The following is a 23,918-nucleotide window of genomic DNA, read 5'->3' on the forward strand; positions in this document are numbered from 1 at the left end:
ACCCCATTTGGAGATGGAACGTGACAAGCGCCAGTGACGTGAAAGAGGGCGAGCTTTTTCGACTCAATTACCTCAGATCAGCCTCGAAGCTCTCAGATAGCAGCCGGGCACGGATTCGGATGAACAAGCTATTCGAGGCCTCGGTCAGCCATGACTATTGGGGAGACTTTGCCGAATTATTAGAGAGTTCTCTCGGCATTGAAGTTGATGGTGGGTCGTATGTCGATGTTTTCTGGAAGACAGCCGAAATCGGAGATTTTCTAAGCGCTATTACACTGTGGGCCCGCTCTATCAGATTCCACAGTAATGCGCTGCAGTCCGCTCAGCAGATATTCCAAGACGAGCAATTGCGTTACAGGATAGATAGCAAGGGCGGCGTCCACTTCCTCGTAGACGAACAATTCGAACAGGTTGTTCAATCGACGTTGGACGGTCTCGGTGACCAAAAGTTCGCGTCATCAAGGCACGCATTGACTGAGGCACTCAAAAGCCTTGCAGCTAGCGCCCAATCCGGGAAGGGTCTCATTCGCGGAGTTTTCGAGGCGGCGGAAAGTGCGTTCCTCGTTGTTTGCGGCCCTAACGCCGGCAATAGGCTCAATGCTCAAGCTGCCGAAAAACACTTAAAGCCTATCCTTTTAGCTCGCTACACTCAGGTTCCGGACGCCATCGACAAGGTTGACCGGATGCTGGTCGTCTTCAACAGTTGGGTCAAAGATGCCCATCCCTACCGTCACGGTGCCCCGTTCGAACAGATCCACGAAGCGCCCCTAGATTTGGCAGTGCTTTCAGCGAGTACCGGAATGGGATTCATACGGTTTCTTGCCGGGATTGGGCCAAAGGTATGAGTTACTCCGCAACTTGACGCGGTTCTTCCCTCCGGTGACCGCCGCTCGTCGGACTCAAGGTAGTCGCGACAATCAGGTAGTCACTAGGAGAAACTCCGACGCGTCATTTTTTTAAGACAGGAAGATTGACAGCCTCGACGCATCGGCGTGCCTGCTCAAGGAGTGGTCCCCCGGAGTAGACCCCAAAAGTCATCCCTTGCCGCTTGTGCCCGACCACAACGGCGATGGTACTTTCCGGCTGTCCCGCCTGCTCAGCTTTGGTGATGAACCAGCGGCGAAAGCTGTGAAAGTTGACGAGACCCCTGCGCTTGCCCTCGCGTCTATCCTCCACGCCAACACTGCGACGATATGCAGTGAACTCGTTGGAGGTCTTGAAGGATCGCTCACGCAAGGAGGCGGATTTCTTCACGCCAGGCCATTCGGGGAAAATATCGTCTTCAGGCTCCTTGCCCTTTTTCCTGCGCTCAACGATCTCGACTAGGTCGGGGTGGATGGGGCAGAGACGTGGACCCGGCTCTCTCTTTTGGGGCTTGAACACGAACACCCCATCATCCCGGCAGTCCTTCACCTTCAGGCACACTATGGCATCCAGGCGGGCTCCACAGAGGGCGGCAATCCTCATTAGGTCGTGCATCTCGGGCTCAGCGGGGCCAGTGAGCAGCGCCTTCACTTCACCGTCGGTAAAGGGGCGCTCTTTCTGATCGGTTGTCTGCTGAGGCTCGCGCAATCGCCGTCCCTTCCAGACATTAGACTCGACCTCATGTCGATTCTCCAGCCAAGTCCAATACACTGAGAGGCGGCTGACGTATTTGTTGAGAGTGACGGGGGTGAGATTGATGGTGAGGTTCGGAAGCTCGTCGCAAAACCGAACGGCTTCCTTTTTGGTGATGGCCTGAAGATACGGCTGTACGCCAGCCTTCTTGCACCACTCTTTCAGAAGGTTCATGGCTCGCTTGTCGTCAGCCGATGTGCGGGCCTTCACGTGCGACATTGCGAGAAACTTTTCATGATGCAAATCCAACGGGGTCTTGTCCCCTCGGGCTAACTGAGAAAAGTCGGTGGCGAGGCGCAAGCGTTCCTGATCAAATACCTCATGACCTCGTTCATCCGCAGCTATGGGCCGACCGGCGAGAGATTCTGCCTGCCAGTCAATCTCCTCGTCTATTTCCTCTAGGCTTGCTGGATCAAAAGCCCTCTTCCTCTGCTCGGCAAAATGAAGGGCTTTCTGGACAGCCTGCTGGCGACTACCCGACCGGAAAGCTTCCAGAGAAAGCAAAGGGTTTTCCGCAAGGGCAATAGTGCCTTTGAGTTCGGCAATTGCATCCCATTTGAGGCGGTTGGCTTCCGCCAAACTGTCGGTACCGAGTGCCTTCTTTAGTTTCGTCCCAAGTTTCGCATGGAGCCGCTTCGGCACATTAACAACCACTCGCCACTGATTTCCATGGCGCTCCAAAAACATGCGATCTGATGAAAGGGCCAAGAATGCCTCCAAGTACCCAAGAAAGTACCCATTCCTAGTCCCAATTCCATTTGAAATTCAACAACAATTTGAAAAGAAACGCAAATATTTGGGTTGAGGTTGTCTCCCGCTTAGCTCCACCAAATCTCTCCAAATGCAGTTCAGTAAGCACTTCAGGTCAGCATAACTGACATTTGTCAAAAGCTGTCTGGTTGCCACTTTTGCAGACGGCTGAAATCAGGTTCTTATATCGTGCGTCGAGGCCAGCCGATTCGGCGCTTCCCGGACACGAACCCATGACACGAGCAAGACGCCGCCGCATCATCAGAACCCGCAGGACCGCGACCGGACTGGCGCTGGTTGGCTCGATTTCCTTCCTTGCGGGAATGACGGATGCCACCGGCCTGCTTCTGACCGGGGACTTCGTATCCTTCATGACCGGCAATACGACGCGGGCGGCATTGGCGCTGAGCAGCGGCGATGTCAGGCATGCCGCCGTGCTTGTGTCGGCCATCATCGTCTTCGTGCTCGGCAATGCCGCCGGCATTGTCGTTGCGCATCGCGCGGAGCGGCGCATCTTCGTCGTGCTCTGCTGCGTCAGCCTCATGCTGGCGCTAGCCTCTATGATGACGCTGCAGGATCTGTTGATGACACGTTTCTATACGATCGTTCTCGCAATGGGCATGGTGAATGCGGCGGTCGAGCATATAGAGGGGCTGCCGATCGGCCTGACCTATGTGACCGGCGCGCTGTCGCGTTTCGGTCGCGGCATAGGCCGCTGGATCATTGGCGACCGGCGCCTCGACTGGACCATCCAGATCGTGCCATGGGGCGGCATGGTGCTCGGTGCCATCAGCGGGGCCCTCATGACGCGTCTTGTGGGCGCGCAGGCGCTGTGGCTGGTCTCCGTCTTCGCGATGGCGTTGGCGATTGTCGCCCTGTTTATTCCGCGCCCCCTGCAGCGTCGGTTCAATCAAAAGATCGGAGCCTCCGGCCCGCATTCGGCGCGTGCCAGATAACCGCCGTCACCACCCAGCCGAGCCTGAACGCAGAGAACCTGGGACCGCTCTTCGCGAACGGTACGGCCTCGCCGGCTACTACTTCGCCGGCCGCACCTCGGCGTTCTTTCCGATCTGAGGCTTATTTCTTGGAGATGGTGACGAATTTCGTACCCCGCACGCGGGTGGTGACGATGCAAGGGTCGCCGCCGGTGCGATCGCAGAAGCGCGGGTTCATTTTCATGGCGAGCACCATATTGCCGAAACGCTGGACGAAGTCGTAGCCAAAGATCTGCGCGGTCGCGATCATGAAGTAGCCGCCTTCGGCCACCTGCAGATAAAAATTATAGGTGCAGCCGTCTTCGTTGCACTGCGGACCCTTCTGGCCGTCGCAGGTGAGTTCGCCCTCGTTGACGACCACGTCCATGAGGCCGTCATTGTTGATATCCTGGCGGATGAGGAAACCGTCACCGAAGGATGCTTCCGTGCATTGTTCCTGGAAATGCTTCTTCTCATAGATCTCCGGGTCGGAGATCAGCGATTGCTGTGCGAAAGCCGCGACCGGCATGACCAGCAGCAGAACGATGTTCAGGAGTACGGGCAACAGCGTCTTCACGGCTTTCCTCTTATGGATAAAGGCTCTCTGGCCTTCCATTCTGTATGCGCCGCCTTGCGCCGCCCTTGCCGCAATGATTCAGTATGTCTCGTTCCGCCGGTCTGGAGGCCTCGATGTCATTGCTCGTCTATCTCGATTACGCCGGCATTGCCCTCTTTGCCGCAACCGGCGCGCTGGCCGCCTCGCGCAAGCAGCTCGACCTGATCGGCTTCCTGTTTTTCGCGATCGTGACGGGGACGGGCGGCGGCACGGTGCGCGATATCATTCTCGGCCGCGTGCCGGTCTTCTGGGTGTTGAACCCGTTCTATATCGTCATCTGCTGCATTGCGGGTGTCGTCGTCTTCTTTACCGCCCATCTCCTGGAATCGCGCTATCGCCTGCTGATCTGGCTCGATGCGGTCGGTCTTGCCGCCTATTGCGTGCTCGGCGCCGCCAAGGGGCTGGCCGCGACCGGCTCGCCGACGATCGCCATTGTCACTGGTGCGCTGACGGCAACCTTCGGCGGCATCCTGCGCGATCTGCTGGCAAACGAACCATCCGTGCTGCTGCGCCCGGAAATTTACGTGACGGCGGCCCTGGTGGGATCGGGCGTCTTTACCGGCGTCAATGCGCTTGGCGCCGAGCTCTATATCGCATCGGCTTGCGGGGTCGCAGCAGCCTTCGCAGTGCGCGGCGGCGCCCTGTGGTTCGGCTGGACATTCCCGACCTACAAGCACATGCCTGGCCGACATCCTGACGATGTGATGTAAAAGTCAGCCTTGCTTCTGCCGCAGTCGGATCACCACGTCGACATGGGCGATTTCCATGCCCTCGGGCGGCGACGGCAGATTGGCGATGGTCAGATTGCTGATCGGAATATCGAGCACCTCGTTTTCGCCTTCGACGAAAAAGTGATGGTGATCGGAGACATTGGTGTCGAAATAGGTTTTGGCACTCTCGACTGCGAGAACGCGGATCAGGCCGGCTTCTGTGAACTGATGCAGCGTATTGTAGACCGTCGCGAGCGAAACCGGCACGCCAGCGGCAACCGCTTCCTCGTGCAGTTCCTCGACGGTCAAGTGCCGGTCGCCCTTGGCAAACAGGAGGTCGCCAAGCGCGACGCGCTGGCGGGTGGGACGCAGGCCTGCGCTACGCAGCCTGACCTCAATGGCGATCGGGGTTTCACCCGTCATTAACACCAACTCCGGTTATTCTGGCGAAAAGCAATCATGTTTGTTCAAAGCGATATAACTTTTGCGCAAAAGCCTTTCAATAGTTCAATGGGGACAAGAGCCTTCGAAAGGCCGCAAAAACGGCCTTTTGACGCAATTAGGTCTGGTCGCGGCCTTGGCCTTCCTGTATGCGACCACCAAATACTGGCTCAGGCCCGGTCCGGAACGAAGAAATGAAGCCGCCATGCTTGCGCTTCATTTTCTGGTGAACTTGGACTAAAGACACACATCCATCGCCAAGAACGCGGGGGGAAACAGAGATTTATGACGACCAGACAGTCCAGCTACTCGTATGAAGAACTTATCGCCTGCGCACATGGCGAGCTGTTCGGGCCTGGCAATGCGCAGCTGCCTTTGCCGCCCATGCTGATGGTTCATCGCATCACGGATATCTCTGAAACGGGCGGCACCTTCGACAAGGGCTATCTGCGGGCCGAATACGATGTTCGCCCTGACGACTGGTATTTCCCCTGCCATTTCGAAGGCAACCCGATCATGCCCGGCTGCCTTGGCCTTGACGGCATGTGGCAGCTGACCGGCTTCTATCTGGGTTGGCTCGGTGAACAGGGCCGCGGCATGGCGCTCTCGACCGGCGAAGTGAAGTTCAAGGGCATGGTCCGCCCGCACACGAAGCTGATTGAATACGGTATCGACTTTAAGCGCGTCATGCGCGGCCGTCTGGTGCTCGGCACTGCCGACGGCTGGCTGAAGGCGGATGGCGAAACCATTTATCAGGCGACCGATCTTCGCGTCGGTCTCTCGAAAGACAAGACGGCCTGAAAACCGCATTTCGAGCGGCTCACGAAAACAACAAGGGTTTGATCAGATGAGACGGGTAGTTGTCACGGGTCTAGGTGTCGTGTCTTCGATCGGAAACGACGCGGCCGAAGTCACCGAATCCCTGCGCCAGGCAAAGTCCGGTATTTCCTTCTCCAGCGATTTCGCCGAACACGGCTTCAAGTGCCAGGTCTGGGGCAGCCCCAAGCTCGGCGCCGACAAGCTCGCCGAACTGGTCGATCGCCGCGCCATGCGCTTCCTGTCGCAAGGCGGCGCCTGGAATCATGTCGCCATGAAGCAGGCGATCGCCGATTCAGGCCTGGAAGACAAGGACTACAGCGAAAACGAGCGCGTCGGCATCATCATGGGTTCCGGCGGTCCGTCTACGCGCACGCTCATCGAAGCAGCCGAGATCACCGTCAAGAACAACAGCCCGAAGCGCATCGGCCCCTTCGCCGTGCCGAAGGCCATGTCGTCTACAGCGTCCGCAACGCTTGCCACCTGGTTCAAGATCCACGGCGTCAACTATTCTATCTCGTCTGCCTGCTCGACCTCCGCGCACTGCATCGGCAATGCCGTTGAAATGATCCAGTGGGGCAAGCAGGACATGATGTTTGCCGGCGGCCACGAAGATCTCGACTGGACCATGTCGAACCTCTTCGACGCCATGGGCGCCATGTCCTCCAAGTACAACGATACGCCGGATACCGCTTCCCGAGCCTATGACGTCAGCCGTGACGGCTTCGTCATCGCTGGCGGCGCTGGTGTGCTCGTCCTCGAGGAACTGGAACATGCCAAGGCACGGGGCGCCAAGATCTATGCTGAAATCATTGGCTACGGCGCAACCTCCGATGGCTATGACATGGTCGCTCCCTCGGGCGAGGGTGCTATCCGTTGCATGCGTCAGGCGCTGGCGACCGTGAAGGGTGATGTCGATTACATCAACACGCACGGCACCTCGACACCGGTCGGCGACAGCAAGGAAATCGGCGCCATCCGTGCGGTTTTCGGCGAGAAGTTGCCGCATATCCAGTCCACCAAGTCGCTGACGGGCCATTCGCTCGGTGCCGCCGGTGTGCAGGAATCGATCTATTCGCTGCTGATGATGCAGGAAGGTTTCATCGGCGAAAGCGCGCATATCAAGGAACTCGATCCGGAATTCGAAGGCGTGCCGATCGTCCGCAAGCGCATCGACAATGCCAAGATCGACATTGCCCTCTCCAATTCCTTCGGCTTCGGCGGCACCAACGCCACGCTCGTGTTCCAGCGCTACAACGGATAATAACAATGACCGGAATCATGCAGGGTAAGCGCGGCCTCATCATGGGCGTCGCAAACAACCATTCTATCGCCTGGGGAATTTCGAAGGCGCTCGCTGCCCAGGGCGCGGAACTGGCTTTCACTTTCCAGGGTGATGCGCTCGGCAAGCGCGTCAAGCCACTTGCAGCCGAAGTCAATTCCGATTTTCTTCTGCCCTGCGATGTTGAGGACATCGCTTCGGTCGACACGGTCATCGACACGATCAAGGAGCGCTGGGGCAAGCTGGATTTCATCGTCCATGCCATCGGCTTTTCCGACAAGAACGAGCTGAAGGGCCTCTACGCCGATACGACGCGCGAGAACTTCAGCCGCACCATGGTCATTTCCTGCTTCTCCTTCACGGAGATCGCCAAGCGCTGTGCGCCGTTGATGGAAGATGGCGGCACCATGCTGACGCTGACCTATAACGGCTCCACGCGCGTGATCCCGAACTACAACGTCATGGGCGTTGCCAAGGCTGCTCTGGAAGCTTCCGTGCGCTATCTGGCGGCCGATTACGGTCCGCGCGGCATCCGCGTCAACGCTATCTCGGCAGGCCCGATCCGCACGCTCGCCGGCGCAGGCATTTCCGATGCCCGCGCCATCCTGTCGTGGAACCAGCGCAATGCGCCGCTGCGCAAGACCGTCACCATCGATCACGTCGGCAGCTCCGCGCTGTACCTGCTTTCGGATCTCTCGATGGGCGTGACGGGCGAAATCCACTTCGTGGATGCCGGTTACAACATCACCTCCATGCCGGCACTGGAGACGCTGCGCAAGGCAGACGTCGAGTAAGGCCGGACAAGGCTTAAAAAGAAAAGGCGGCCATCGGCCGCCTTTTTTATTTACGTGCCCACAACACTTTGAAGCGGGCATTGCGGCAGGTTTCGCCGCTATCCTTGAAATGCTCTGCAAGCACCGGCTCATAAGGCAGGCCGCGATTGGCCACCAGCATCAGCCGCCCGCCGCCGCGCAGCGAAGAGGCCGCCGTCTTGATCATTGCCTGTCCAAGTGAAGGCTCAGCCGCATGGCCCTCATGGAAGGGCGGGTTCATGATGACGAGATCGTATTTGTCCCGCACCTGCTCGCCCGCCAGATCGTGCCAGAAGAAGCGCACAGGCGCGTCCGGGCAGTTCTCCGCCAGATTGGCCTTGGCGGCCTCCAGGGCCTCGTAGTTGGCCTCGTAGAGGTCAAGGCGGGCAAGGTTAGGAGACTTCTGTGCAAGTTCGGCGGAGAGATAGCCCCAGCCGGCGCCGAAATCGGCCGCATCGCCGGTAAAATCGGTCGGCAGGCGTGAGGCGAGAAGCTGCGAACCGGCGTCGAGCCGGTCATGCGAAAACATGCCGGGCGAGGCGATGAAGCGGCCGTCGACCCGAACCGGCGACTTGCCGAACTTCGCAACGATCTCGCTGACATCGGCCGGCCGGCCGAACCAGAAGGCGACGCCATGATATTTCGGCATATGCTCGGTATCGAGGCCGAAACCTTCCACACGCTTGCGCAGCGGCTGGATGCCGTCTTCCTTGCCGCCGGCGACGACGATCAGCCCACCGGCCTTCACGCGGGAAAGGGCAGCGGCGATATTGGCTTCGTTTTCGCCCTTGTGCTTGGTGCAGAGCACCAGCGCTGCATCATAGTCTTCAGCGTCGATCTCCGGCTTCGCCTCGATGCGCTGCGCCAGAAGCTGTCTGTAGAGCGGCTTGAAGCCCTGTACGGCCTCCAGGGACGCGGCAAAGCCCTCGGGCAGGGCGAAGCCCGCCTCCGCGCCGAGGAAGAGCACACGCTCGCCTTCGCCTGGCGGCGTGACGGTTTCGCTGGCAAAGGGGTGGAAAAGGGTCTTCAGCGTCTCGCGGCTCATGATCTGGTCCCGTCATCTGGAGCAATTCCAGGAAACTGCGCAGCGGTTTTCGTCCGCAATTGCGCAAAGGTCGAATACAAAAAGGGCGCGGAAACAGTCCCGCGCCCGGATATCAGCGGAGAAGGCGCGGCTTATTCGGCCGCTTCATCCTTCTTCTTGTCGCCCTTTTCGGCAGCCGGGATTTCCTGGCCGGTGGCCTGGTCGACGACCTTCATGGACAGGCGAACCTTGCCGCGCTCGTCGAAGCCGAGCAGCTTGACCCAGACCTTGTCGCCTTCCTTGACGACGTCCTGGGTCTTCGCGACACGCTCGGAAGCAAGCTGCGAGATGTGGACGAGGCCGTCACGGGCGCCGAAGAAGTTGACGAAGGCGCCGAAGTCGGCGGTCTTGACAACAGTGCCTTCGTAGATCTGGCCGATTTCCGGCTCGGCGACGATCGAGTGGATCCACTTGCGGGCCGCTTCGATTTCCTTGCCCGAGGAGGAGGCGATCTTGACGGTACCGTCGTCCTCGATGTTGATCTTTGCGCCGGTCTTTTCGACGATTTCGCGGATAACCTTGCCGCCGGAGCCGATGACTTCGCGGATCTTGTCGACCGGAATGTTCATGACTTCGATGCGCGGAGCGAATTCGCCGAGCTGGCCACGGCTTTCGGTGATGGCCTTCGCCATTTCGCCGAGAATGTGGGCGCGACCACCCTGGGCCTGGCCAAGAGCGACCTTCATGATCTCTTCGGTGATACCGGCGATCTTGATGTCCATCTGCAGCGAGGTGATGCCGTCGGCAGTACCTGCCACCTTGAAGTCCATGTCGCCGAGGTGGTCTTCGTCACCGAGAATGTCGGAGAGGACGGCGAAGCGATCGCCTTCAAGGATCAGACCCATGGCGATACCGGCAACCGGCTTTGCGAGCGGTACACCTGCATCCATCAGAGCGAGCGAGGTGCCGCAGACGGTAGCCATCGAGGACGAGCCATTCGACTCGGTGATCTCGGAGACGACGCGCAGCGTGTAGGGGAACTGTTCGGCGGACGGCAGCATCGGACGGATGGCGCGCCATGCGAGCTTGCCATGACCGATTTCACGGCGACCTGGGGAGCCCATACGGCCGGTTTCGCCAACCGAGTAAGGAGGGAAGTTATAATGGAGCAGGAAGCGCTCCTTGTACATGCCCGTCAGGCTGTCGACGTACTGCTCGTCTTCGCCGGTGCCGAGGGTGGCAACCACGATCGCCTGCGTTTCACCGCGGGTAAAGAGCGCCGAACCATGCGTGCGCGGCAGAAGGCCGACTTCCGATACGATCGGACGAACGGTTTCGAGATCGCGGCCGTCGATGCGGCTCTTGGTGTCGAGGATGTTCCAGCGGACGATCTTGGCCTGCAGGTGCTTGAAGATCGAGCCGACTTCTTCGGCCGTGTACTTGGCTTCGCCTTCTTCGGGGAGGAAGTGCGCCTTCACCTTGGCCTTGACGGCGTCGACAGCTGTGTAGCGGTCGGCCTTCTGGGTGATCTTGTAGGCTTCGCGAAGCTCACCTTCGGCAAGGCCGAGCATTTCGGTTTCGAGAGCGGAATAGTCTTCCGGCTGGAAGTCACGCGGCTCCTTGGCGGCAACTTCGGCGAGCTTGATGATCGCGTCGAGAACCGGCTGGAAGCCCTTGTGGCCGAACATGACGGCGCCAAGCATGACGTCTTCCGGAAGCTCCTTGGCTTCGGATTCGACCATCAGGACGGCATCGTATGTGCCGGCGACGACGAGGTCGAGGCTCGATTCATCCATCTCGTCGAGATGCGGGTTGAGAACGTATTCGCCATTGATGTAGCCGACGCGTGCGCCGCCGACCGGGCCCATGAAGGGAACGCCTGATAGCGTCAGCGCCGCAGAGGTCGCGACCATGGACAGGATGTCCGGGTTGTTCTCGAGGTCGTGCTGGATGACGGTGACGACGACCTGCGTGTCGTTCTTGTAGCCTTCCGGGAAGAGCGGGCGGATCGGGCGGTCAATCAGGCGGGAAACGAGGGTTTCGTTTTCGCTCGGGCGACCTTCGCGCTTGAAGTAGCCGCCGGGGATCTTGCCGGCTGCATAGGTCTTTTCCTGATAGTTGACCGTCAGCGGGAAGAAGTCCTGGCCGGGCTTCGGTGCCTTGGCGGAAACGACGGTCGCAAGAACCACGGTTTCGCCGTAGGTGGCGAGCACAGCACCGTCAGCCTGACGGGCGATCTTGCCGGTCTCAAGCTTGAGCGGGCGGCCTGCCCACTCGATTTCTACTTTATGTGTATCGAACATGTCTTGTCCTTCAATGCAGCCAACGCGCCGTCTCCGTGAGGAGCAGCATAGCGTCGACCACAATCAGTGTGACGCATCACGGGCAAGACAACGGGAAGCTTCGAGCGGACGATTTCCCTCGGGAAATCGGGCCAAAGCTCTTGTGAAACTCTGGCCGAAAGCATCCGGCAATCCTGCCCCATGACAGGTCAACGGTTGGTTTGGCAGATCCGGCCCATCCGGAACTGCCGTCTTTCCATTCACACAGATAGCGCGCGCCTGGAAAATGTCATCGGGAGACGCACTCCCGGAAAAACATTCGGCGGGCGAAGTGCTTCGCCCGCCGAAAAATCATTAGCGGCGGATACCCAGGCCGTTAATCAGCTTGGTGTAGCGGCCTTCGTCCTTCTTCTTGAGATAGTCAAGAAGCGAGCGGCGGCTGGAAACGAGCGTCAGCAGACCACGGCGGGAATGGTTATCCTTCTTGTGGTCCTTGAAGTGTTCGGTCAGGTTGTTGATGCGCTCGGTGAGGATCGCAACCTGTACTTCCGGCGAACCGGTGTCGCCTTCGGTGGTCGCATATTCCTTGATCAGCGCAGCCTTGCGCTCAGCAGTGATCGACATCGGACAATCCTTTCGTTGAGAGGAGTTTAAGTCGCCAAAAGCCGGGATGTCGTCCAGCCTTGGCCGCGAATGCAATCGGGGAGACCCTGATGCTGGCGCTGCCTATAAACCAAATAAGCAGCGTTGGAAAGAGGGGCACCATTAGCGGTTTCAGCGCCCCGCCATGGCGTCCCGGATCATCGCGTCGTATCCTTCGGGATCCTGCAGCATGGCGAAATGGCTGGCATCCTTCAGGATGACGAGTTTTGCGCCTGGAATTTCCTTCGCCATCATCTCTGTATGATCGAGCTTTACGGCCTCGTCATGATCGCCGATGGCGAGCGTGACCGGCACCGTGATCTTTCCGAGGTCGGCTGCCGTCCAGGCAGGCTGTGTCGCCCACATTTCCGAGATTTGTTTGACGAAGGCGTCGTATTCGTTCGGCGTCGGCGACAGCTTTTTGTAATATTCACCGGCGACATTGATGTAGTCGTTGAAGGTCTTGTTGCTCATGACGTCGGACTTAACGCCGTCGGTCGTGACATTTGCCGCCTGGGCGATGACGCGCGTGAGCTTCTCCGGATGTTTCATCGCCATGTCGATGCCGATGATGCCGCCGTCCGACCAGCCGACCAGCGTCACCTTGTCGATTTTCAGATAGTCGAGAAGTGCTACGTAATCCGATGTCATCAGATCATAGCCGAAGGGCTGCTGGCTGCGCGTCGAGCGCCCATGCCCGCGGCTGTCGGCGACGATGACAAGGTGATCCTTAGCGAAATCGGCGACCTGATGGCCCCAGACATCGGCATTTCCAAGCCCGCCATGGATGAAGAGGATCGGGTCGCCCTCGCCATATTCGGCGTAATACATCTTGATGTCGTTGACTTCAGCCATGCCGCTCGCCTTCGGCGCCGACATGGAAGGAAAGGCCGGAAGTTCGGCCCAGCGCTCGCCAGATTGAGCGATCGTAACCGTGAGAAACAGCGAAAAGAACGTCAGTATTCCCAAAGCGATTTTGCGCATATTTTCCCCTATGACAAGCCGTTATGGCCCGCCGGAAAACATATCGCATCGCGATCGTCTGACAATTGCCGCCTTTGTTGCGGCTGGCCCGACGACCTCAGCCGAAAACGCGCTTCGGCCGGAATTCGCCCTGCCCAATCTCGCCGATCGCGATCAAGCGACCGCGGGCGGTCGCATAGGCCTCGCTTTCGGCAACAGGCGCATCGCGACCGCGCACAAGGATAGGGTTGCCCATTTTCAGCCGGTGCGCCTGATCATCGCTGACAACAAGGTGCGGCAGGGTCGATAACGCCTCGCAGGTGTCGATCAGCAGGGCGTCGAGGGCGGCAAGGCGCTCATCCATATCCTCGATCTCTTCGAGCGCAGTCAGCTTTGCAAGCGGCACCATCGTCTCTTCGGCGAAGGGCGCTACGAAAGTTCTGCGCAAGCCGGAAACATGACCGTAGCAGCCGAGTTCGCGGCCGAAATCGCGGGCAAGCGCCCGCACATAGGTGCCCTTGCCGCATTCCACCTCGAAATGCGCGGTATTGTCATCCGGGCAGGCGAGAAGCGTCAGACGATGAACCTCGACCTCACGCGAGGGGATCTCGACCGCCTCGCCATCGCGCGCCAGATCGTAGGCGCGTTCACCGGCGATCTTGATAGCGGAAAACTGCGGCGGAACCTGGCTGATCGTGCCGATATATTTCGTCAGGATCTCGCGGATTTGCTGCTCGCTCGGGCGCTTGTCGGAGTTCTGCGTAACCTCGCCCTCGAGGTCGTCGGTCGCCCGCTCTTCACCCCAGCTCACTGTGAATTCATAGATCTTGCGGCCATCCATCACATAGGGGACGGTCTTGGTGGCATCGCCGAGCGCGATCGGCAACATGCCCGAAGCAAGCGGGTCGAGCGTCCCGGCATGGCCGCATTTCTGCGCCTTGAAGAGCCACTTGATCTTGGAAACGGCTTCCGTCGAGCCGAAATCCACCGGCTTGTCGAGGATCAGCCAACCGGAAATCGGGCGGCCCTTGGGTTTGCGTGGTTTGGACATCAGTCTCTTCTGTTATTCGTCGTCATTGTCGAGATCGCGGCTCACCTCGGGCGAGCGCAGCAGGTCGTCGATCTTCTTGTAATTGTCGAAGCTGGTATCGTCGCGGAAGCGCACTTCCGGCATGTATTTCATCTGCCGGAGCTGCGGTCCGAGCCGGCCACGGATGAACTTCGCTTTACGGTTCAGCGCGTCGATGACGATCGTGTGGTCGGAAACGCCGAGCGGCGTCACATAGGCCGTCGCGATCTTCAAGTCGGGCGACATGCGCACCTCGGAGATCGAGATCACGGTCGCCTCGATGATGTCGTCGCGCACTTCGCCGCGCTGCAGCACCTGGGTGATTGCTGCGCGAACCTGCTCGCCGACGCGCAGCATGCGCTGCGACGGTGCCGAGGATGTAGGTCTTGTTGCCATTGTTCTTTATCCCAAAAGGATCGGGCGCCGGACTGGATGATCCGGCGCCCGTCCAAGATTTCAATCGTCGCCCGATCAGAGCGTGCGCGTGATGTGCTCGACGCGGAAGCACTCGATGACGTCGCCGACACGCATGTCTTCGTAGTTCTCGAAGGCCATACCGCACTCCTGGCCCATCGGTACTTCAGAGACTTCGTCCTTGAAGCGCTTGAGGGTCTTGAGCTTGCCTTCGTGCACGACGACGTTGTCGCGGATGAGGCGGACACCCGCGCCACGCTCGACCTTGCCTTCGACGACGCGGCAACCCGCGACCTTGCCGACCTTGGTGATGTTGAACACCTCCAGGATCTCGGCATTGCCGATGAAGGTCTCGCGACGTTCCGGCGAAAGAAGACCCGACATCGCTGCCTTCACGTCATCCACGAGGTCGTAGATGATGTTGTAGTAGCGGATCTCGATCCCCTCACGTTCGGCGAACTGGCGTGCCTGCGCATTCGCACGCACGTTGAAGCCGATGATGGCAGCGTTCGATGCTTCGGCAAGCGAGATGTCGGACTCGGTGATACCGCCTGCGCCCGAATGAACGATGCGGGCACGAACCTCGTCGGTACCGAGCTTGTCCAATGCGCCGGCAATCGCTTCGATCGAGCCCTGCACGTCGCCCTTGATGACCAGCGGGAATTCCTTCACGCCGGTGCTCTGGAGCTGCGTCATCATCTGTTCCAGCGAACCGCGCTGTCCCGACAGGCGGGCAGCCGCCTTGTCGCGGGCGAGACGCTGACGATACTCCGAGATTTCGCGGGCGCGGCTTTCATTCTCGACGACGGCAAACTTGTCACCTGCCTGCGGCGTGCCGGAAAGACCGAGAACCTCGACCGGGGTCGCGGGACTGGCTTCCTTCACATGGTCGCCCTTATCGGTGACCAGGGCGCGCACGCGGCCCCAGACGTCACCGGCAACGATGATCTGACCCGGACGCAGTGTGCCCTTCTGGACAAGCACTGTCGCAACCGCACCACGACCGCGGTCGAGCTGGGCTTCGATGACAGTACCTTCAGCCGTCCTGTTCGGATTGGCCTTAAGGTCGAGAATTTCGGCCTGCAGCAGGATCGCTTCGAGCAGCTTATCGAGGTTCTTGCCGGTCTTGGCCGAAACTTCGACGTCGAGCACTTCACCGCCCATGGATTCTACGAAGACTTCGTGCTGCAGAAGCTGGTTGCGAACCTTCTGCGGATCGGCCTCGTGCTTGTCGACCTTGTTGATCGCCACGATGATCGGAACACCGGCCGCCTTGGCGTGGTTGATGGATTCGATCGTCTGCGGCATCACGCTATCGTCAGCCGCGACCACAAGGATCGCGATATCGGTAGCCTGCGCACCGCGGGCACGCATCGCCGTAAAGGCTGCGTGGCCGGGAGTATCGATGAAGGTGATCTTCTGGCCGTTCTGTTCCACCTGATAGGCGCCGATATGCTGCGTGATGCCACCGGCTTCGCCGGAGACCACGTTGGCATGGCGGATAGCGTCGAGCAGCGAGGTCTTGCCGTGGTCGACGTGGCCCATGATGGTGACGACAGGCGGGCGCGAAACCAGTTCGCCCTGCTCGTCGGACACATTGAAGATGCCGAGTTCGACGTCGGATTCGGATACGCGCCTGACCGTATGGCCGAATTCACCGGCAATGAGCTCAGCGAGGTCGGCGTCGATGACGTCGCCCGGCTTCATCATCTGGCCTTCCTTCATCAGGTACTTGATGACGTCAACGGCACGTTCAGACATGCGCTGCGACAGTTCCTGGATCGTGATGGTTTCGGGCAGTACGACCTCGCGGGTGATCTTCTCGCGCGTCTCCTGCATCTGGCTGCGGCGGAACTTTTCCTGCCGGCGGCGCATGGCCGAAAGCGAACGCCCGCGTGCATTGCCGTCGTCATCGACGTTTGCGGTGGTAACGGTCAGCTTGCCGCGGCGGCGGTCTTCCTCGCTCTTCGGGCGGGTTGTCACCGGCTTTGCGGGCTCCGGACGAACCGGGCGGCCACGGACCGGACCGCTGCGCGAAGCACCGCGGTCTTCCTCTTCGCCTTCATTACGGCGACCACGCACACCTGCCGGTGCGCCTGGCGCAGGCCGGGCGGTTGAGGGCGACGGAGCGGTTTCCGGACGGCGAGCGGCCGGCGCGGCTGCCGGTGCCGGCTGCTGCGGACGAGGAGTTTCAACACGTGCTTCCACTGCAGGAGCGGCAGGTGGTTCGGCCAGGGCTGCTGCTGCGGCCTCCGCCTGGCGTACGGCCTCTTCTGCGGCGCGCAGCTTGGCTTCCTCCGCTTCGGCGGCCTGGCGTACGGCCTCTTCTGCCGCGCGGCGCTTTTCTTCCTCAGCACGACGGATGGCGTCCTGCGCGTCACGGGCTTGCGCGTCGGCAAGCGCGCGGCGACGGGCATCCATTTCCTCAGGCGAAAGGTGGTTCAGCACCACGGGACGCGGACGATCCTGCTGACGCTGCGGCTGGTAGGATTGCTGCGGACGCTGGTTTGTCTGCTGCGGGCGCTGGTTGTTCTGGCCACCAGGCTGTTGAATGCGCGGGGCCGGAGCCGACTGCTGCGGGCGCGCCTGCACAGGCGCCGGCGCCGGTTCAGGCGCGCGCACCGGAGCTACGGGAGCAGGTGTCGTCGGCTTTTCGTCTTCAGGGCGCATCGGGCGCCGCTTGCGGGTCTCGACGACGACCGCCTTGGTGCGACCGCGACCCATATCCTGGCGAACGGTACCCTGGCTCATTCCTGATGGTTTCAGGGTGAGGGTTTTCTTCCCCGTTGCGCTGATTGTCTTGTCGTCGTTGCTGTCGGTCATTCGTTCCCGTTCCTTCGGACAGGGAACGATGAAGCCATCAGACCCTGTCAATCACATACAATCGATCAATGATATTGCGGCCGGCTTCCGCCGGTGACCGCATCATTGTTTTTGCTGGCCAGCGCCGCCCGGTGCCCGGGACTGACCGCCGTTACGGTACTGTTCGAGCATCTTTGCGCGCTTCACTACACCTTCACCCGCCTGCCCTGCAAGCACTGCGGCATGGATAAAAGCATTCTGGCCCATCACCCCTTCCATTTCGCTCTCCGAGAAGAGACGGAAGGAAGGTATTTCTTCCTCGGTTTCCATTCCGAGGTGCCAGGCCTTGCGAGCCTGGTCTATTTTTCTCACGCCATCGGCGGCTGCATCCGTCGAATGGAACACTGCAAGCGCAGCCCCGCTGCGTATTGCGGCATCCACCTTGGCCGAGCCAGTGACGAGCTGGCCCGCCTTGCGCGCCATATTCATCATCTGCAGAAGCTGCTGCAGAAACAGCCGCTCCACCCGCTCGGCGAGGTCGTCGGCTGCCTTGACATCGGCCTTGAGGGCGCGGGCGAAGAGCTTCTTCGCCACCGCCCTCTCGACCAGCGACCGGTCGATCTTCACCCAGCAGCCGCGTCCCGGCAGCGTGCGCTTCAGATCCGGCACCACCGTCCCGTCAGGGGCGGCCACGAAGCGGATCAGCTCATCCGGCGATCCGCTTTCGCGTGTTGCGATGCACATGCGGCCGTTCACGTCGTAACCTGCAAGATCATCGTCTTCAGGAGATGTGTCCGGCGTCAGTGTCATTATGCGTCCTGCTCGGTCGCATCGGCTTCGACAGCTTCCGCGTCCTTCGCAAGGTCTTCTTCAGTAATCCAGCCGGCGAGCAGGCGGGCCTGCACAACCATCTGTTCGGCTTCGACGCGCGAAATGTCGAACTTCGAGAACAGGCCCTCGAACTTCTTCGTTTCGCCATTCTTGCGTTCGGTCCAGCCGACGAGATCGTCGGCTGCGCAGCCTGCGAAGTCCTCGATCGTCTTGATACCGTCTTCGCCGAGCGCCACCATCATCTGGGCGGTTATGCCGTCGATCTGGCGCAGTTCGTCGGCAACGCCGAGAGCCTTGCGCTTCTCGTCCATTTCCGCCTCGAGCTTCTCGAGGAATTCGCGGGCGCGGGTCTGGATTTCCTGCGCGGTGTCTTCGTCGAAACCGTCGATCGAGGAGATTTCGTCGAGATCGACATAAGCCAGTTCCTCGACGGCGGCGAAGCCTTCCGAAGCCAGAACCTGGCCGACCATCTCGTCGACATCGAGCGCGTCCATGAAGAGGTTGGTGCGCTCGTTGAATTCCTTCTGACGGCGCTCGGACTCTTCGGCTTCCGTCATGATGTCGATGTCCCAGCCCGTCAGCTGCGAAGCCAGACGGACGTTCTGGCCGCGGCGGCCGATGGCGAGCGAAAGCTGCTCATCCGGAACGACCACTTCGATGCGTTCAGCATCTTCGTCGAGAACGACCTTTGCGACTTCGGCCGGCTGCAGGGCATTGACGACGAAGGTCGCCGGGTCCTGCGACCAGGGAATGATGTCGATCTTCTCGCCCTGGAGCTCGCCGACGACGGCCTGGACGCGCGAACCACGCATACCGACGCAGGCGCCGACCGGATCGATCGAACTGTCGTTCGAGATCACGGCGATCTTGGCGCGCGAACCCGGGTCGCGGGCAACCGACTTCACCTGGATGATGCCGTCGTAAATTTCCGGCACTTCCATGGTGAAGAGCTTCACCATGAACTGCGGATGCGTGCGCGACAGGAAGATCTGCGGGCCGCGCTGCTCGCGACGGACATCATATACGTACGCACGGACGCGATCGCCATAGCGAACATTCTCGCGCGGGATCATTTCGTCACGGCGGATGATGCCTTCACCGCGGCCGAGGTCGACGATGACATTGCCATATTCGACGCGCTTGACCGTTCCGTTGACGATTTCGCCGACACGATCCTTGAATTCGTCGAACTGGCGGTCACGCTCGGCTTCGCGCACCTTCTGCACGATAACCTGCTTGGCCGACTGTGCGGCGATGCGGCCGAAATCCATCGGCGGCAGCGGATCGGCGATGAAGTCGCCGATGGCGGCGTCCGGGTTGCGGTCGCGGGCCAGTTCCAGCGGGATCTGCGTGGAATAATCTTCGGCCTTCTCGACGACTTCGAGCAGGCGCTGCAGACGGATTTCGCCGGTCTTCGGGTTGATGTCGGCGCGGATATTGGATTCGGTACCGTAACGGGAACGCGCCGCCTTCTGGATGGCATCGGCCATCGCGGCAAGCACGATCTCGCGGTCGATGACCTTTTCGCGCGCCACTGCATCTGCGATCTGCAGAAGTTCGAGCCGGTTTGCACTGACTGCCATTGTTGTGTTTCTCCGTCCTTGACTACCCGGGTTCCCGTCCCTGGAGCTTGCGTTGATCGGTTATTCTTCGTCGTCCGCTTCGTTCTGGTTCGCAGCCTGCGCCTTTGCCAGCTTGTCGGCGCGCAGTGCATCCCGGATCAGATCGTCGGTCAGAATGAGTTTGGCATCGCTGAGCGCAGTGAAGGGGATGACGACCTTCTGCTCCTCGCCATAGGCAATCTGATCGCGTTCGATCGTAAACCCGTCGGCGTCCGCTTCGACGATCTTGCCGCGGAAGCGTTTGCGATTGCCGATCATGATCGACGTTTCGCACTTTACGAGGTGGCCCTGCCAGCGAACGAAATCGGATTTCCGCACCAGAGGGCGGTCGATACCCGGCGAAGACACTTCGAGATGATACTCTTTATCGATCGGATCTTCCACATCGAGCACCGGAGAAATCGCCATGGAGACCTGCTCGCAGTCTTCGACGCTCATCGTGCCATCGTTCTTCTCGGCCATGACCTGCATCGTCATGCCATTCTGGTTGAGCATGCGAACGCGAATGAGGCGGAAGCCGATGTCGTCGAGTACGGGTTCGATAATGTCGGCAAGACGCTGGTCAAGCCCGGTCTCGGTAATCAGCCGCGGCTCATGTTGATTGTCTGCGTTTGTCAGATCCGACAAGCGGTGCGCTCCCTGCGATTTCTGGCATTAGGGGTGATCGCGCTAATAAAAAAGAGCGGGTCCTTGCGGCCCACTCTTCATCGAACGATCAAGAATTTGAATGCCATATAGTCCCGTTTTTTAGAAATTGCAAGGTCGGCGCCGATTCCGCCTCTTCCACCCCTGCAAGCGCAAGCTAACCTATGGCGAGCACTTATCTTCCGCATATATTGCTATTGAGGCACAACGATAAAAGCGGGGGAAACGTGGCCTATACGTCTTCGACATTTGCGCCTTTGCGACATGAGACCTACCGCACCATCTGGTTTGCAAGCCTCGCCTCGAACTTCGGCGGCCTGATTCAGGCCGTCGGTGCCGCCTGGATGATGACGGTCATCACCTCTTCCGAGGACATGGTTGCGCTGGTCCAGACCTCGACGGCGCTGCCGATCATGCTGTTCTCGCTGATCTCGGGCGCTCTCGCCGACAATTATGATCGGCGCCGGATCATGCTGACGGCGCAATCCGCGATGCTCGTGGTTTCGATCGTGTTGACGGCCTGCGCCTTTCTCGGCTGGATTACACCCGGACTGCTGCTCTTCTTTACGTTTCTCATCGGCTGCGGCACAGCGCTCAACAATCCCTCCTGGCAGGCCTCTGTCGGCGACATGGTGCCGCGCGCCGATTTGCCTGGCGCGGTTACGCTGAACAGTATGGGCTTCAACATTACCCGCAGTGTCGGCCCGGCGATCGGTGGCGCCATCGTGGCGGCCGCCGGTGCCGCTGCTGCCTTTGCAGTGAACGCGCTGAGCTATATTGCGCTCCTCTATGTGCTGTTCCGCTGGCGGCCGAGCACGCCTGCCTCGACGCTGCCGCGCGAAACACTCGGCAGCGCTATTTTTGCCGGCATGCGTTATGTCTCCATGTCGCCCAACCTCGAAAAGATCCTCCTGAGAGGGCTGGTATTCGGTATCGGCGCGAGTTCTATCCAGGCACTGCTGCCGGTCGTCGCGCTCGATCTCGTCTCTGGTGGGCCGCTGACCTATGGTTTCATGCTCGGCGCTTTCGGCATCGGCGCGATCGGTGGTGCCATCCTGAGCACCAGGCTGCGCGAGATGCTCTCCAGCGAGACGATCATCCGCTTGGCCTTTTTAGGCTTTGCACTCAGCGCCGTGATCGCAGCTCTCAGCCCAAGTGCCGTGCTCACCTCGGCCGGGCTGCTCGTAGCCGGTGCCTGCTGGGTTTCGGCACTTTCGCTCTTCAATATCATCGTCCAGCTTTCGACGCCGCGATGGGTGGTCGGCCGCGCTTTGTCGCTTTACCAGACCGTCACCTTCGGCGGCATTGCCGGCGGAAGCTGGCTCTGGGGTGTTGCCGCCGACCGGTACGGTCTTTCGAATGCACTGCTGATGTCGGCTGCGGTCCTGCTGCTTGGAGTCGTAATCGGCCTGCGCTTTTCCATGCCGGCTTTCGCCTCGCTCAATCTCGATCCGCTGAACCGCTTTATCGAGCCGGCTCTCGGCCTCGATATCACGCCACGCAGCGGCCCTATCGTCATCCAAGTATATTACCAGATTGCCGATGACGACTTGGCCGAATTCATGACGCTGATGGAAGAGCGCCGCCGCATCCGCATCCGCGATGGCGCCCGCAACTGGGCACTGATGCGCGATCTCGAAAATCCCGGCCTCTGGACGGAAACCTATCACACGCCGACCTGGGTCGAATATATCAGGCACAATCAGCGCCGCACACAGGCCGATGCCGAAAATACCGACCGGCTTCGCGCCCTCCACCGTGGCGAGGGCCTGCCACATGTTCACCGCATGATCGAGCGCCAGGCCATTCCGCCTATCGATGACGTCTTCCACAAGACGCCGATCGATCTGCATCATTGAGGTCGGGCATGCACATTTTCCGAAAGGCACAACAATCCGATCTCGCCGACATCATCCGGTTGCTTGCCGATGATGATCTCGGCAGCACGCGGGAGGTCGTCTCGGATCCCGTCGATATACGCTATCTCGCAGCCTTCGCCGCAATCGAGGCAGATCCCAACCAGTTGCTGGCTGTTGCAATCGACGAGACCGACCGGGTCGTGGGTTGCCTGCAGCTGAGCTTTCTTCCCGGCCTTTCGCGAACGGGCATGTGGCGGGGCCAGATCGAAAGCGTGCGTATTGCGAAGGGCCATCGCGGCTCCGGGTTCGGCTCGCAATTCATCGAATGGGCGATCGCCCGCTGCTCCGAGCGCGGTTGCGGTCTCGTGCAGCTCACATCCGACAAGACGCGCGCGGATTCGATCCGGTTTTATAAAAAGCTCGGTTTCGTGACGAGCCATGAGGGGCTGAAGCGCAACCTGTAAAGCATCCGCCTGGCGTGCACGCGTCTCATTTGAGCTTGCCCTTCATCGATGCCTCGGGAAAGCAAGTCGGTTTCATGCCGTTCTTTTCCTGCCACTGGCCGATCGCGCGGCGTGTCTTGTAGCCAGGCAATCCATCTGAACCGCCGACATCGTAACCCTGCCGTTCCAGTGCGCGCTGCATGGCGGCGACATCCGAGCGCAGCATCTTGCCGACATCGCCCCATTGTCCCTGGAAGGCCCCGGAGCCGAAGGCGATGCGGTCGGCAAGGTTGCCGATATAGAGGGCATAAAGGTCGGAGTTGTTATATTCCTTGATGATGTAGAAGTTCGGCGTAACGATGAATTCCGGCCCGTCACGCCCGGCCGGCACCAGCATCATGCCCTGCGCTTTCAATTCGCCGGACGGAAAACCACTGCCGGAAATACGTTTGATGCCGAGCGACGCCCAGTGGGAGAGCGGCTTGGCAAGATCAGGCCCTTCCTGCGCGCAGGAGACGGCGTCGGGGATCGTCACTTCGAAGCCCCAGTCGCGGTCGCGCTGCCACCCCTTCTTCACGAGGAAATTGGCGATCGAGGCGAGTGTGTCGGGAACCGAAGTCCAGATGTTGCGGTGTCCGTCGCCATCGAAATCGACGGCATATTTCAGGTAGCTCGTCGGCATGAACTGCGGCTGGCCAAGCGCACCCGCCGAAGATCCCTTGAAGTCTGCAGGCGTCACGTCACCGCCGTCGAGAATGTGCAGCGCGGCGATCAGCTCCGTGCGAAACATCTCCTTGCGTGTCGACATGAAGGCCTTAGTGGCCAGCACCTCAACGGCTGAATTCGGGATCTTCGCCGCGCCGAAGCCCGTCTCGCGCCCCCAGATTGCCAGCACGATCGAACCCGGCACGCCGTAAGTCTTTTCGATCCGGCTGAGCGTCGAGGCATATTGCGAGGCGAAGCCGCGCCCGGTCATGGCGAGCCGTTTCAGCCGGTCCTCGTTGAAATAGGGGCCGGGCGAGGAAAACTCTGCCTGGGTCTGCTGCTGCTCCTTTGGCGGCGGAAAGCCGGGAGGGGCGAGATCGCTCAGGGTCCAGTTCAGCTCGACGCCGGAAAAGGCGGCGCGGAAGGTCTTTTCCGATATGCCGTTCTTCTTCGCTTCCGGCCAGAGATCGGCCTGCACCCATTTTTCGAACTGCGCTTCGACATCGGCCTTGGAGGGGGCGGCGCGAGCCGAGACGGAAAATGTCAGCAGAACGGCGCCTGTAAGAAGAAGCCGACTGAGGAAGCGTATGTTCATGGAT

Annotated in this window: 22 protein-coding genes; 8 read left to right on the forward strand and 14 right to left on the reverse strand. The window is 60.1% G+C overall.

Translation table 11 applies throughout. From position 1 onward, the window contains the following. The first annotated feature begins 20 nt into the window (after nt 1-20). Nucleotides 21-845 carry a hypothetical protein gene (locus AB4Z13_RS27370; protein ID WP_442207333.1) on the forward strand — a complete coding sequence of 275 codons (825 nt, stop codon included), beginning with the start codon at nt 21-23 and terminating at the stop codon, nt 843-845. 103 nt (nt 846-948) lie between these two features. Here the strand turns inward: AB4Z13_RS27370 and AB4Z13_RS27375 are convergent, their stop codons facing one another. Next, a complete protein-coding gene (locus tag AB4Z13_RS27375) occupies nt 949-2,325 on the reverse strand; it encodes an integrase (RefSeq protein WP_442207334.1) in 1,377 nt (458 codons plus the stop codon). Between the two features lie 275 nt (nt 2,326-2,600). On the opposite strand from AB4Z13_RS27375, the gene AB4Z13_RS27380 reads away from it, so the two are divergent. Then, nucleotides 2,601-3,323, forward strand: a complete 723-nt coding sequence (locus tag AB4Z13_RS27380) for a YoaK family protein (protein WP_310379935.1) — start codon at nt 2,601-2,603, stop codon at nt 3,321-3,323. Nucleotides 3,324-3,444: 121 nt separating this feature from the next. Here AB4Z13_RS27380 and AB4Z13_RS27385 read toward each other — a convergent pair whose 3' ends face one another. Further along, nucleotides 3,445-3,918 carry a hypothetical protein gene (locus AB4Z13_RS27385; RefSeq protein ID WP_113320580.1) on the reverse strand — a complete coding sequence of 158 codons (474 nt, stop codon included), beginning with the start codon at nt 3,916-3,918 and terminating at the stop codon, nt 3,445-3,447. 113 nt (nt 3,919-4,031) lie between these two features. Between AB4Z13_RS27385 and AB4Z13_RS27390 the strand changes: the two genes are divergently transcribed. Further along, nucleotides 4,032-4,667 carry a trimeric intracellular cation channel family protein gene (locus AB4Z13_RS27390; RefSeq protein ID WP_007814141.1) on the forward strand — a complete coding sequence of 212 codons (636 nt, stop codon included), beginning with the start codon at nt 4,032-4,034 and terminating at the stop codon, nt 4,665-4,667. Nucleotides 4,668-4,670: 3 nt separating this feature from the next. On the opposite strand, the gene irrA is transcribed toward AB4Z13_RS27390, so the two are convergent. Then, nucleotides 4,671-5,090, reverse strand: a complete 420-nt coding sequence (gene irrA, locus AB4Z13_RS27395; protein WP_439016985.1) for an iron response transcriptional regulator IrrA — start codon at nt 5,088-5,090, stop codon at nt 4,671-4,673. Between the two features lie 303 nt (nt 5,091-5,393). Between irrA and fabA the strand changes: the two genes are divergently transcribed. Genes fabA through fabI form a run of 3 tightly spaced genes read left to right on the forward strand, consistent with a single transcriptional unit; the run spans nt 5,394 to nt 8,000 of the window. Beyond that, entirely contained in the window at nt 5,394-5,909 is a 516-nt protein-coding gene (fabA, locus tag AB4Z13_RS27400) for a 3-hydroxyacyl-[acyl-carrier-protein] dehydratase FabA (protein ID WP_113320480.1), read from the forward strand. A 46-nt stretch (nt 5,910-5,955) separates the two neighbouring features. Further along, a complete protein-coding gene (gene fabB, locus AB4Z13_RS27405; protein ID WP_037100386.1) occupies nt 5,956-7,188 on the forward strand; it encodes a beta-ketoacyl-ACP synthase I in 1,233 nt (410 codons plus the stop codon). Between the two features lie 5 nt (nt 7,189-7,193). After that, complete coding sequence (gene fabI, locus AB4Z13_RS27410; protein WP_113320481.1) at nt 7,194-8,000, forward strand: enoyl-ACP reductase FabI; 807 nt, start codon at nt 7,194-7,196, stop codon at nt 7,998-8,000. Nucleotides 8,001-8,046: 46 nt separating this feature from the next. Here the strand turns inward: fabI and AB4Z13_RS27415 are convergent, their stop codons facing one another. From AB4Z13_RS27415 to rimP, 10 genes are all read right to left on the reverse strand, one after another. Then, on the reverse strand, nt 8,047-9,063 hold the full coding sequence (locus AB4Z13_RS27415) for a class I SAM-dependent methyltransferase (RefSeq protein WP_439016986.1): 1,017 nt from the start codon (nt 9,061-9,063) through the stop codon (nt 8,047-8,049). Nucleotides 9,064-9,194: 131 nt separating this feature from the next. After that, a complete protein-coding gene (gene pnp / locus AB4Z13_RS27420; RefSeq protein WP_439016987.1) occupies nt 9,195-11,345 on the reverse strand; it encodes a polyribonucleotide nucleotidyltransferase in 2,151 nt (716 codons plus the stop codon). A gap of 333 nt (nt 11,346-11,678) precedes the next feature. After that, nucleotides 11,679-11,948: a 30S ribosomal protein S15 gene (gene rpsO, locus AB4Z13_RS27425; RefSeq protein ID WP_007817719.1), complete on the reverse strand. Its 270-nt coding sequence runs from the start codon at nt 11,946-11,948 to the stop codon at nt 11,679-11,681. A 150-nt stretch (nt 11,949-12,098) separates the two neighbouring features. Then, complete coding sequence (locus tag AB4Z13_RS27430; RefSeq protein WP_439016988.1) at nt 12,099-12,950, reverse strand: alpha/beta fold hydrolase; 852 nt, start codon at nt 12,948-12,950, stop codon at nt 12,099-12,101. Between the two features lie 97 nt (nt 12,951-13,047). After that, entirely contained in the window at nt 13,048-13,980 is a 933-nt protein-coding gene (gene truB, locus AB4Z13_RS27435) for a tRNA pseudouridine(55) synthase TruB (protein ID WP_442207335.1), read from the reverse strand. 12 nt (nt 13,981-13,992) lie between these two features. After that, the gene (rbfA, locus tag AB4Z13_RS27440; RefSeq protein WP_113320486.1) at nt 13,993-14,394 is read right to left on the reverse strand and encodes a 30S ribosome-binding factor RbfA; all 402 of its coding nucleotides are present in this window, start codon (nt 14,392-14,394) and stop codon (nt 13,993-13,995) included. 75 nt (nt 14,395-14,469) lie between these two features. Next, entirely contained in the window at nt 14,470-17,235 is a 2,766-nt protein-coding gene (gene infB / locus AB4Z13_RS27445; RefSeq protein WP_439016990.1) for a translation initiation factor IF-2, read from the reverse strand. 102 nt (nt 17,236-17,337) lie between these two features. After that, nucleotides 17,338-18,024, reverse strand: coding sequence for an RNA-binding protein (locus AB4Z13_RS27450; protein ID WP_113320488.1), 687 nt, complete (start codon nt 18,022-18,024; stop codon nt 17,338-17,340). Next, a complete protein-coding gene (nusA, locus tag AB4Z13_RS27455) occupies nt 18,024-19,628 on the reverse strand; it encodes a transcription termination factor NusA (RefSeq protein ID WP_037100404.1) in 1,605 nt (534 codons plus the stop codon). Before nusA ends, AB4Z13_RS27450 begins: the two co-directional genes overlap by 1 nt. Before the next feature lie 60 nt (nt 19,629-19,688). Next, nucleotides 19,689-20,294, reverse strand: a complete 606-nt coding sequence (gene rimP / locus AB4Z13_RS27460) for a ribosome maturation factor RimP (protein WP_439016991.1) — start codon at nt 20,292-20,294, stop codon at nt 19,689-19,691. Between the two features lie 245 nt (nt 20,295-20,539). Here rimP and AB4Z13_RS27465 point away from each other — a divergent pair, with 245 nt between their 5' ends. Both AB4Z13_RS27465 and AB4Z13_RS27470 read left to right on the forward strand, forming a co-directional pair. After that, nucleotides 20,540-22,171: an MFS transporter gene (locus tag AB4Z13_RS27465; protein WP_439016992.1), complete on the forward strand. Its 1,632-nt coding sequence runs from the start codon at nt 20,540-20,542 to the stop codon at nt 22,169-22,171. Nucleotides 22,172-22,179: 8 nt separating this feature from the next. Further along, nucleotides 22,180-22,635 carry a GNAT family N-acetyltransferase gene (locus AB4Z13_RS27470; RefSeq protein WP_439016993.1) on the forward strand — a complete coding sequence of 152 codons (456 nt, stop codon included), beginning with the start codon at nt 22,180-22,182 and terminating at the stop codon, nt 22,633-22,635. A 25-nt stretch (nt 22,636-22,660) separates the two neighbouring features. Here AB4Z13_RS27470 and AB4Z13_RS27475 read toward each other — a convergent pair whose 3' ends face one another. Further along, entirely contained in the window at nt 22,661-23,914 is a 1,254-nt protein-coding gene (locus AB4Z13_RS27475; RefSeq protein ID WP_439016994.1) for a lytic murein transglycosylase, read from the reverse strand. Nucleotides 23,915-23,918: the final 4 nt, after the last annotated feature.

Origin of the sequence: Rhizobium sp. YAF28 (assembly GCF_052113285.1) — a bacterium.
Classification (GTDB): Bacteria; Pseudomonadota; Alphaproteobacteria; order Rhizobiales; family Rhizobiaceae; genus Rhizobium.